Below are 1,687 nucleotides of genomic sequence, written 5' to 3' on the forward strand. Positions count from 1 at the left end.
TTGAAACCGCCCGCCGCCCGCACCAGGGTGTAGGTCAGGTCGGCGCTGTAGTGCTTGAGGCTTTCTTTGCGAAATTCCCGCACGTTCTGCGCGCAGCGCACGGTGACGTTGACGCCGTCGTCGCTCAGCACCCGAAAGCGCGACAGCGTGCGCACGGTACGCGGTTGCGGGCTGGTGGATATCGACTCGCCGCCGATCAACCGCTGCACCCGCAGGCCGCGCATGTGGTGGTCGTCATAGGCGTAGTTGAGGGTGTTCTCGTAGTCGCTCTGCTTCGGGTCGATGGGAATGATGTACGTGCCTTTTTCGGTCCATTGGCCGAGCCAGGTGTCGTACTCGCCGTGGTCGAGCATGTCGCCTTCCTGCCAGATGAAGGCGGTGACTTCTTGCAGCAATTGCAGGTTCATAGGGTTCTCCATGCTCACGCCGACATCATCTTTTTCCACTGCTGGTAGGCCGCGCGCATGCCGGTTTCGGCACTCACGTCGGACACCAGGCCGTCTGCGCTGGGCGTCTCGCCGGGCAGGCCGCGGTTGAGCATGATCCACAGGTCTTCACCGGCCCGGGCGCCTTTCTGCACCCGTTCCCAGGCTTCGGAATCGTCCGGGGTGCCGAAGCCCATCGGGCCCTGGAAGTGCTCGTGCAGGCGCAGGCGGTAGCGGTTGGCTGCGGCCGGGCCGCCGTCCATGGTGATCACCGAGTGATGGATTTCGGTCTCGGTCACCGAGATCGGCTGCAGCACGCGGAAGAACGCCATCGAGCAGGCGACGTTGGGGAACAGGTTGAGGTTGAAGCCCGAACCGCCGACGGCGCGCACGATGCGGCGCACCTGTGGCTCGTCGATGCCCTCGTCGCGCAGCTCGGCGGCCAGGGCCTCGAAGCGCTCCGGGATCGGCTTGTCGAGGTCGGCTTCCAGGTCCACCAGCTCGGGGATCATCACCATCACGCTGTGGCCGTTGCCCAGGTCCTCGACGTAGCCGGGGCCTTTGACGAAGTCGAACAGCTCCAGGGTCTGCTCGTCGACCGAGGACAGGAAGCTCTTGTGCACCAGCGGGAAGTGGTAGGCGTCGGTGGTGTTTTCCAGCTGGATCTTCCAGTTGCCGGGGAAGCGGAAGCGGTGCTCGCCGGGGACCTTGATGCCGTAGCCGGCGCCCTGTTTCATGAACAGGTCCATCCACTTCCTGGCCGCGCCGAGGAAGTCTTCGAGCGGCTCGATGTCGTCCTTGAAGGTGGCGAAGACCATGCCGGCGTAGCTTTCGGTGCGCAGGCTGACCAGTGGCAGTTCGGCCTTGTCGATGCAATCGCCGTAGCTTTCCGGGTGGGGGATGCCGCGCAGCGAGCCGTCAAGGGCGTAGCCCCAGCCGTGGTAGGGGCAGACGAAGCTGTTGGTCTTGCCCTTCTTGTGCTCGCAGACCGTGGCGCCGCGGTGGCGGCAGCGGTTGAGCAGCACGTTGATGGCCTTTTTGCGGTCACGTACCACGATCACCGGCTGCTTGCCGATGAAGGTGGTCTTGTAGCTGCCCGCGTCCGGGACTTCGCTGTCGTGGGCGACCCAGACCCAAGTGCTGTGGAAGATCTTCTGCAGCTCGGCGTCGAACAGGGCCGGGTCGGTGTAGAGGGAGGTGTGGACGCGGTCGTGCTGCACCAGCGCGGCCGGGTCGACCGTCAGGTTGACGGCGGGGATCAG

The 1,687-nt window shown here is 65.0% G+C and carries 2 protein-coding genes; both read right to left on the reverse strand.

The annotated features are described in order from the left end of the window. Positions 1 to 407: aromatic-ring-hydroxylating dioxygenase subunit beta (locus CKW22_RS27170; RefSeq protein WP_095065638.1), on the reverse strand; the 407-nt coding region annotated here is incomplete at its 3' end. A 14-nt stretch (positions 408 to 421) separates the two neighbouring features. Further along, positions 422 to 1,687: Rieske 2Fe-2S domain-containing protein (locus CKW22_RS27175; protein WP_256577340.1), on the reverse strand; the 1,266-nt coding region annotated here is incomplete at its 5' end.

The organism is Pseudomonas sp. Irchel s3f19 (assembly GCF_900187555.1).
GTDB classification, from domain to species: Bacteria; Pseudomonadota; Gammaproteobacteria; order Pseudomonadales; family Pseudomonadaceae; genus Aquipseudomonas; species Aquipseudomonas capeferrum.